Here is a 7,758-nt window from a genome sequence, read left to right as displayed (position 1 = left end):
TTCCGCGCGAATCGGTTGCGCGCAGATCGCCGTAGAAGAGCCGCACTCGTCCGGTGCCGTCGGCAAACTCGATCTGACGCGGGTCGCGCCCCGAGAGCGCGCGGAGATCACCGGCGACCGCGAGCGAGACGATGGTCATCGTGCCCGAACCACCGCCGTGCGGCCGTTCGGCAAGCGTGAATCCCTGCTCGACGCCCTCCGGACGGTTCTCCACCCACTCGGTGATCGCGGCGCGCCCATGCGCCAGCGTTGCGCGGCTGCGGTCCGCGCCCACCGTCCCGCCCAGAACCGGCCGTGGCGCGCCTTCGCGGCCGAACGCGGCGAGGGTGAGTGCGAGATGGAATGGGCGATCGGCCGGCAGCCGCGGCGTGAACTCGATGCCGGCGGCGGTCACCCGCGTTCTCAGGTCCTGGGCGCGGTTTGGAGCCATCACCGCTCCCGGTTTTAGTTGCGAGAATTCGTACTCGCCGGCCAGGATCTGGGCCTCGGCGCGGCTTAGCCAGCCGGGATCGACTCCCTTCGGCGGATCCTGCGAATCGGCCGAAGAGGACCGCGGAGCCAGACTGCAGAGCCCGATCAGGGCGGTGAGCAGAGCGCTCGAGCTCATGCGGAGCGCGAGCGATTCGAGGATGCGCGGCATGGGATGCCCCCTGTCTGAGAAGTGAAATGCCTACTCCCAGACAGGAACGCGCGAGTGGTCGCCGAACTGGATCAGCCGATCGAGCGAACGCGGGGCGAGCGGACTTCAGGGGCACGCCGGGCTCCCGGTGAGTCCTCGCGGCCGATCGAAGACCTGCCCGGCTTGAGGCCGACGCCGGCTCCCTCTAGTCTCCGACAATGCCCCTTTCCGCGGCCGAGGCTGCGGCCGCCTATGTCGCCCGCTACCGCTGGCTCATCCTCCTCGGCCTGATCACGGCCGCGATGATGGAGGTGCTCGACACCACCATCGTCAACGTGGCGCTGCCGCAAATGGCCGGAAACCTGGGCGCCACCCACGAAGAAATCGGCTGGGTGAGCACCGGCTACATCCTGTCCAACGTGGTGGTGCTGCCGATGACGGCGTTCTTCACCGAACGGTTCGGCCGGCAGCGCTACCTGGTGTTCTCGATCATCCTGTTCGTGATCGCCTCGTTCTTCTGTGGCACCTCGAACAGCCTGATCGAGCTGGTGGTCTGGCGGATCCTGCAGGGCGCGGGCGGCGCGGCGCTCCTCTCGACCGCCCAGGCCACGCTGCGCCAGATCTTCCCCTCCGAGCAGCAGAGCATGGTGCAGTCGATCTTCCTGCTCGGCGTGATCGTCGCCCCGACCCTCGGCCCCACGCTGGGCGGCTGGATCACCGACAACTACCAGTGGCACTGGTGCTTCTTCATCAACGTCCCGATCGGGATCGGGTCCACCTTCCTGGTGGCCACCTTTCTCAAGGATCCGCCCGACATGCGGCGGCGCGGTGGGGAGGTGGACTGGCTCGGCATCTCGCTGTTGACGATCGGCGTGGGCTCGCTCCAGTACGTGCTGGAGCAGGGGAATTCGAAGGACTGGTTCTCGAACGCCTGGATCGCCCGGCTCGCCGTGACCGCGGTGCTGTCGATCGTCGGCCTGCTGGTCTGGGAGTTGTCGCCCAGCAATCGCCACCCGGTGATCGATCTGCACGTGCTGAAGAACCGCGACCTCGCCGCCAGCCTGTTCCTGTTCGTGGCGCTGGGCTTCGCTCTCTATGGCGGTACCTTCATGTTCCCGCTCTTCACCCAGACCATCCTCAACTTCACCCCCACCAAGACCGGCCTGTCGCTGATGCCGGGCGGCATCGCCACCGCCTGCACCGCGCTGCTGTGCGGGCGTCTGATGGCGAGCGGCAGGATCGATCCGCGCTGGCTGATTTCGGTGGGCGTGGTGCTGATCATCAGCGCGATGTGGCGCCTGGGGCACCTCAGCACCCTGGCGGGCGACCGGGACGTGGACCTCGCCCTGGTGGTGCGCGGCGCCGCGCTCGGCATGCTGTTCGCGCCCATCAACTACGTCGCCTTCGGCAGTCTGCGGCCCAGCGACGCCCAGCAGGCGGCCGGGCTCATCAACCTGTCGCGCCAGCTCGGCGGTTCGTTCGGCATCGCGGTGCTCGCGACTTACGTCTCGACTCACACCCAGATCCACCGCGTCGACCTGATCAGCATGGTCGACATCACCAACCCGATCGTCCGCGACCGGCTCCAGAGCCTGACCAACTACCTGCTCGCGCACGGTTACACGGCGGTGGACGCTCGCCAGACTGCGCTCAGGCTGCTGGATGGGCAGGTCACCCGCCAGGCGGCGATGCTCAGCTACAACGACGCCTGGGGCCTGTTGCTCCTCACCTTCGTCATCGCCGCGCCGGCCATCCTCCTCCTGCGCCGGCCGCGCCCGAGGCCCATCGGACCCGCGCCTGCGGCTCACTGAGGGTGTAGGCTCTCCGATCTCACCCGGGAGGATTCCGTCATGCGTCGCCGTACTCCAGTCCTGTTCGCGGCCCTGCTCGTCACCCCCACGCTGGTAGCCGGCCGCGCGATCGCCGACTGCCCTCCGGATCAGCTCTTCAGTTCGCCCTCGTCCTACCCGAGCGGGCAGAGCCCGTTCCACATCGCCGCCGCCGATTTCAACTCCGACGGCGTGATCGATCTGGCCGTCACCGACAACGGCGGCTCCGACATCGGCGTCCTGCTGGGCATCGGCAATGGTGGATTCCAGGCCGCCGCGACGTATGCGGTGAATCCCGGCGATGGGAACCTTATCGTCGCCGACCTCGACCGTGACGGGATTCTCGACATCGTCACCAACAGCTCCGGCACCAACACCATCTCGGTGCTGAAGGGTCACGGCGACGGGACGTTCGCCCCGTCTGCCATCTACGCGGCCGGCGTGACCCCGTATGGGCTGGCGTGCGCCGATTTCAACGGCGACGGCGTTCCCGACATCGCAGCCGCCAACTTCGTGGGCAACACCGTTTCCATCCTGCTCGGGCTTCCGGCCGGCGGCTTCGCGTCCCCGTATGCGTACCCGGTCGGGGACCATCCGTACGACGTGAAGACCGGCGACTTCAATCACGACGGGATCGTCGATCTGGTGGTCACCAATCAGGACGGCCAGGACATCTGCATCTTCCTCGGACAGGGAACGGGCGGCGTCGGGAACGGCTCGTTCTCGAGCGCCGTCTTCTATCCCGTGCAGCTCTACCCCTACAGCGTCGCGGTCGCCGACTTCAACCACGACGGCATCCAGGACCTGGCGGTGGCGAACGGTGGCAGCGGAACGGTTTCGATCCTGCTCGGACACGGCAGTGGCGGAGTCGGAGACGGCACGTTCGGGACCGCGGTCTCGCTTTCGGCCGCGACGCAGCCGCGGAGCGTCGTGACCGGCGATTTCAATCGCGACGGAATCACCGACCTCGCGGTGGCGGACTACGGTGGCAGCGTCTCGATTCTCTTCGGGCGGGGGGCGGGGGGAAGTGGAAACGGGACATTCGCGGCGCCACTGGCTTTTCCGGCCGGCTCGAATCCCACCGATGTCGCGATCGGCGACTTCAATGGCGACACGCTTCAGGATCTGGCGGTCCCGAACTATCTGACGCAGACCGTCAGCGTTCTCATCCACGGCTGCGGCACACCGCCTCCGCCGCCGCCGAGCCCCTACCCGACGCTCACCGCGGTCCGCGACGTTCCCAATGATCAGGGCGGCCGCGTGTTCCTGACCTGGCTGCGCAGCGACCTCGATGGGCCGCCGAATCCGCAGATCACGGGCTATCGGGTATGGCGGCGGATTCCACCCCTGCAGGCTGCGCTCCTCGCGAACCGATCCGACGGATTGGCCCCGCGAGACGTGCATACTCGCCTCTTGCCCGGGACGGACGGGCTCACCGTCACCTACTGGGAAGCACTGGTGACGCTGCCTTCCGAGCAGCTCGAGGGCTACGGTTACACCGCGCCCACCACTCAGGATTCGATGCCGGGCAGCAATCCCTACACCGCGTTCTTCGTTACCGCGCTGACTTCGAACCCCGGCGTCTTCTACGAGTCGAACGTCGACAGCGGGTACTCGGTCGACAATTTCGCCCCGGCGCGGCCCGCAAAGGCGAGCGCCACGTACGCAAACGGCGCGGTCGCACTCCATTGGGCTTCAAACCGTGAGATCGACCTCGACTCCTACCGGGTGTACCGGGGAACCACCCGCGACTTCAGGCCCAGTCTCGCCAATCTGATCGACTCCGAAGCCGACACGACGCTCACGGATCTGCAGGGCGGGATGTCCGATTTCTACAAGATTACCGCCGTCGACCTGCACGGAAACGAGGGGCCGGCGGCGCCGGCGACCCCCGCCCTTGCCACCGCCGTGGCGGCGAATGCGGCGCTCTCGTTCGCGCTCCGAGGGGCGACGCCGAATCCCTCGCACTCGGGAGGCTTCACGATCTCGTTCGCGCTGCCGAACGCCGACCCGGCCTCGCTCGAGGTGTTCGATCTCGCCGGGCGGCGGATGTGGGGCGAAGCCGTGAACGGGCGCGCCGGCACGCAGACGACGGCGGTTGGCGGATCCGCAGCGCTGCCGGCCGGCGTCTATCTCGTGCAACTCACCCAGGGCGGGCGGTCGGCCACCACGCGAGTCGTGGTTTCGCGATAAGGGTTCGATTGCGCGTGTCGCCCGGAGCGCGAGTCGGGCGACGCGCCGGTCGCCCGCCGCCTACGCGCGCGAGCGCCGCGGACTGGCGCGGGGCGGCCACGCGGACAGCGTCGCCGGGCACTTCAACAGCTCGGGCACGGTGACGAAACGGTACCCGCGCGCGCGCAGTCCCTCGATGATGCCGGGCAGGGCGCGAACCGTCGCGCCCTGATCCGCTCCGTGCTCCAGATTCATCCCGTCGTGGAGGAGGATGATCGAGCCGGGGCGCGCGCGACTCAGAGTTCGCTCCACGATGGTCTGAACCGGAAGCGGATCCCAGTCCCCCGGCGCGTCATCCCAAGTCACCGCAATCAGCGAATCGCGGTCGAGCACGCTCATCAGCCAGGGCGTGCGCAGCCCGTTGGGCGGGCGGAACAGGTGTGCGTACTGCCCGGTGGCGTTGCGGATGCTCATCTCGGCATTGCTGACTTCCGCCTGGAGGGTGGTGGAGGGCCGCAGCGCGAACGGCATCGGGTGATGATCGGTGTGATTGCCGACGATGTGCCCCTCACGGACGATGCGGGCGGCGGTGTCCGGAAAATGACGGACGTTTTCACCAATCAGGAAGAAGGTCGCCTTCACGTTTTCGCGCTTGAGAATGTCGAGCACCTGCGAGGTGCACGGCTCGTTGGGACCGTCATCGAAGGACAAGGCCACCAGCTTGTCCGCGCCGGCTCCTCGCCAGTAGGTTCGCCCAAACAGACTCGACTGAGGTGACAGCGCCGCCGCGCTCAGCCCGGCGATCGCGAGCAACGCCAGGGTCCAGAAGGCCGCGATGCCCCAGCGCCGGCGTGGGGCGGCCGGATCATCCCGAACCACCTGGAAGTCCCGCCACATCGGGCGCGAGAACAACCTCATCGAAACGAAGTTGGAGATGTAGACGAACAGATTGTTGAGCAGGGCGTGATTCCAGCGGCGCGACGAAGTTCGCACCTGAAGCGAACGAATGACGCGTACCTTTCCGACCGCCCGCAGGCGTTCCGAGATCTCGCAATCCACCTGCAGGCTGTAATTTCGGTTCCAGCCGCCAATCTTCTCGAACGCCTCGCGGCGAACCGAGAAGTTCGCCCCCCACAGGTGCGGCCCCTTGGGATCGAACGAATCGATCCAGTTGAACAGCGGCACCAGCACGCGAGCGAGAAACCATCCCCTCAGGTTCGGCCGCTCGAACACGATGCCGCCACCGATCGCGACGGCGCTCCTGTCCCGCTGATACTCATGGATCAGCCGCGACACCCAGTTGCTCGGCACCACGCTGTCGGCGTCGGTCAGCGCGATGATGTCGCTTTGCGCATGGGCGAAGCCGCGAATCAGCGCCCCGGAGTAATCGCGGTTGGAGTCGCGGATCACCGTGACGCCGGCCCGTTGCGCGATCTCGGCCGTGGCGTCGGTGCTGCCGTTCTCGACCACGATGATTTCCAGCGGGCCCGGATAGTCCTGCGAGAGCAAGGCATCGAGGCAACGAGGAAGAAGGACTTCCTCGTTGTGGGCGGGAACGACGATTGAGACGCTATTTAGCTTCAGCCGGTACCTGCTTTGCGATTACAGCGCGGTGGCGCGGCAAGGGAAGCGCGCGTTCTGGGGACTCAGGGGTGCGATGCTAGGGATGAGGGCCGGGAGTCGTCAAGGACGCCATCAGGGCAGGGCCGGAATGGAGTCCGTAAGGGGCGCCTCGGCTTCGGCATAGACTCGGCGCACGAACCAGTCGACCAGATAGACGCCGAACTCCTGGTACCGCGCGCTGTCCCGTTGGGTGATGGTGGCGCGAAGCGCCTGGATCTCCGAATCGGCGGAAATGACCTGCACGGCCGAAGCCACCGGTTGACCCCGGGATCTCTGCTCGAGCCCCAGCTCCCGCTCGCGCCGCAGCAGCCTCAGCGTGTCGTGCAGGAGATTCTCGTCGTGGAGCGCCGCGCCGTGCCCCGGGATCACGGTCGCCGCGTCCAGCGCGTCGATCCATTCCAGCGAGCGGATCCAGCCCCGGGGATAGCAGAAGAGCGCGAAGGTGATCGGGTTGACGAGCAGGTCCCCGCTCACCACGAGGTTCTCGTGGGGCAAGTAGAGGAACGCGTCGCCCGGCGTGATGGCGCGATCGACGTGCAGCACGTGGATCTCTCGCGAGCCGAGGTGGATGGTGAGCGAGTCGGTGAAGGTCAGGTTGGCGAGCACATGGCGCGCCGCGCGCTTTTGGGCGAGGAAGAACTGGTCTTGATCAAGGTGCTGTTGCCACTTCGCGGCGTCGGCCGACGGCGGATTCGAGGCCCGCGACTTCGCGAGCTGCTCTTCGATGTCGTGAATGTGCGCGGGGAGCTGGCGGTCGAGTCCGGGCTGGTTGAATGCGATCGCCGGCCCGGCCATCAGGGCGCGGGTCGTCGCGTGGCTGATGATCACCAGATTCGGGAAGGCGTCCGCATACACCTGGGCTCCGTACCAGTGGTCCCAGTGCCAGTGCGAATAGACCAGATAGCGGACCGGCTGCCGCGTGAGCTTGCGAATCTCGGCCAGTACGGCTCGGGCGGCCGCCGGAGTCCCATTGGCGTCGAACACCAGCACGCCGTCGTCTGACACCACCGCGACCGAATTGCCGTCGAGCCCGACGTCGCCATAGGGCGGGGTCTGGAACAGGTAGATGCCGGGGGCGACCTCGGTCCGGGTGGGCGCCGGGACCGGCGAGGCCGAGGTGAACGGCAGCAGCAGGAGCAGCGCAGCCAGGCGGCCGAGTCCGAGACTCATGAGCGGGAGGCTAAGGGTTGTGGCTCACGTGGCGTGGGCGCGAGCCGGCGAACGCCGTTCGCGGAGCGACGCGCGCGTGACCGGAGCCTACCGGCGCGGTTGTGTGGCGGAGAGTGTTGATGGCCGGGATCGTGCAGAGCAATCCCGGCCATGGACCTCTCCGGCGATTCGTTCAAGCCACCCTTCTGCCCCAGGCCGTGGTGTCGCTTCCACTTGAGCCCCTCGGGCTGGCGCTGGGTCCGCTTCGGCTCCTTCACCCGCCAGTGTCTACCCCGTTGCATTCCCCGCTTCCGCTGTCGACACTGCGGCTCCACCTTCAGCTCGCAGAGCTTCTCCACCACCTAC

At 67.2% G+C, this 7,758-nt stretch carries 5 protein-coding genes; 2 read left to right on the top strand and 3 right to left on the bottom strand.

Going from position 1 to position 7,758, the window contains the following annotated elements; all coding sequences use genetic code 11:
* A partial coding sequence (locus VMJ70_04280; protein HTO90326.1) for a hypothetical protein occupies window positions 1-640 on the bottom strand: 640 nt, incomplete at its 3' end.
* Window positions 641-837: 197 nt separating this feature from the next.
* Between VMJ70_04280 and VMJ70_04275 the strand changes: the two genes are divergently transcribed.
* Both VMJ70_04275 and VMJ70_04270 read left to right on the top strand, forming a co-directional pair.
* Window positions 838-2,430 (top strand): DHA2 family efflux MFS transporter permease subunit, encoded by a 1,593-nt coding sequence (locus VMJ70_04275; protein ID HTO90325.1) that lies wholly within the window; start codon window positions 838-840, stop codon window positions 2,428-2,430.
* Window positions 2,431-2,469: 39 nt separating this feature from the next.
* Window positions 2,470-4,641, top strand: a complete 2,172-nt coding sequence (locus VMJ70_04270) for a T9SS type A sorting domain-containing protein (GenBank protein HTO90324.1) — start codon at window positions 2,470-2,472, stop codon at window positions 4,639-4,641.
* Between the two features lie 60 nt (window positions 4,642-4,701).
* Here VMJ70_04270 and VMJ70_04265 read toward each other — a convergent pair whose 3' ends face one another.
* Together VMJ70_04265 and VMJ70_04260 are read right to left on the bottom strand one after the other, a co-directional pair.
* Window positions 4,702-6,183: a glycosyltransferase gene (locus tag VMJ70_04265; protein ID HTO90323.1), complete on the bottom strand. Its 1,482-nt coding sequence runs from the start codon at window positions 6,181-6,183 to the stop codon at window positions 4,702-4,704.
* Between the two features lie 132 nt (window positions 6,184-6,315).
* On the bottom strand, window positions 6,316-7,413 hold the full coding sequence (locus VMJ70_04260; GenBank protein ID HTO90322.1) for an MBL fold metallo-hydrolase: 1,098 nt from the start codon (window positions 7,411-7,413) through the stop codon (window positions 6,316-6,318).
* Between the last annotated feature and the right edge of the window lie 345 nt (window positions 7,414-7,758).

Source organism: Candidatus Sulfotelmatobacter sp. (assembly GCA_035498555.1).
GTDB lineage: Bacteria > Eisenbacteria > RBG-16-71-46 > RBG-16-71-46 > RBG-16-71-46 > DATKAB01.
This window is presented reverse-complemented; position numbering and strand designations above follow the sequence as displayed.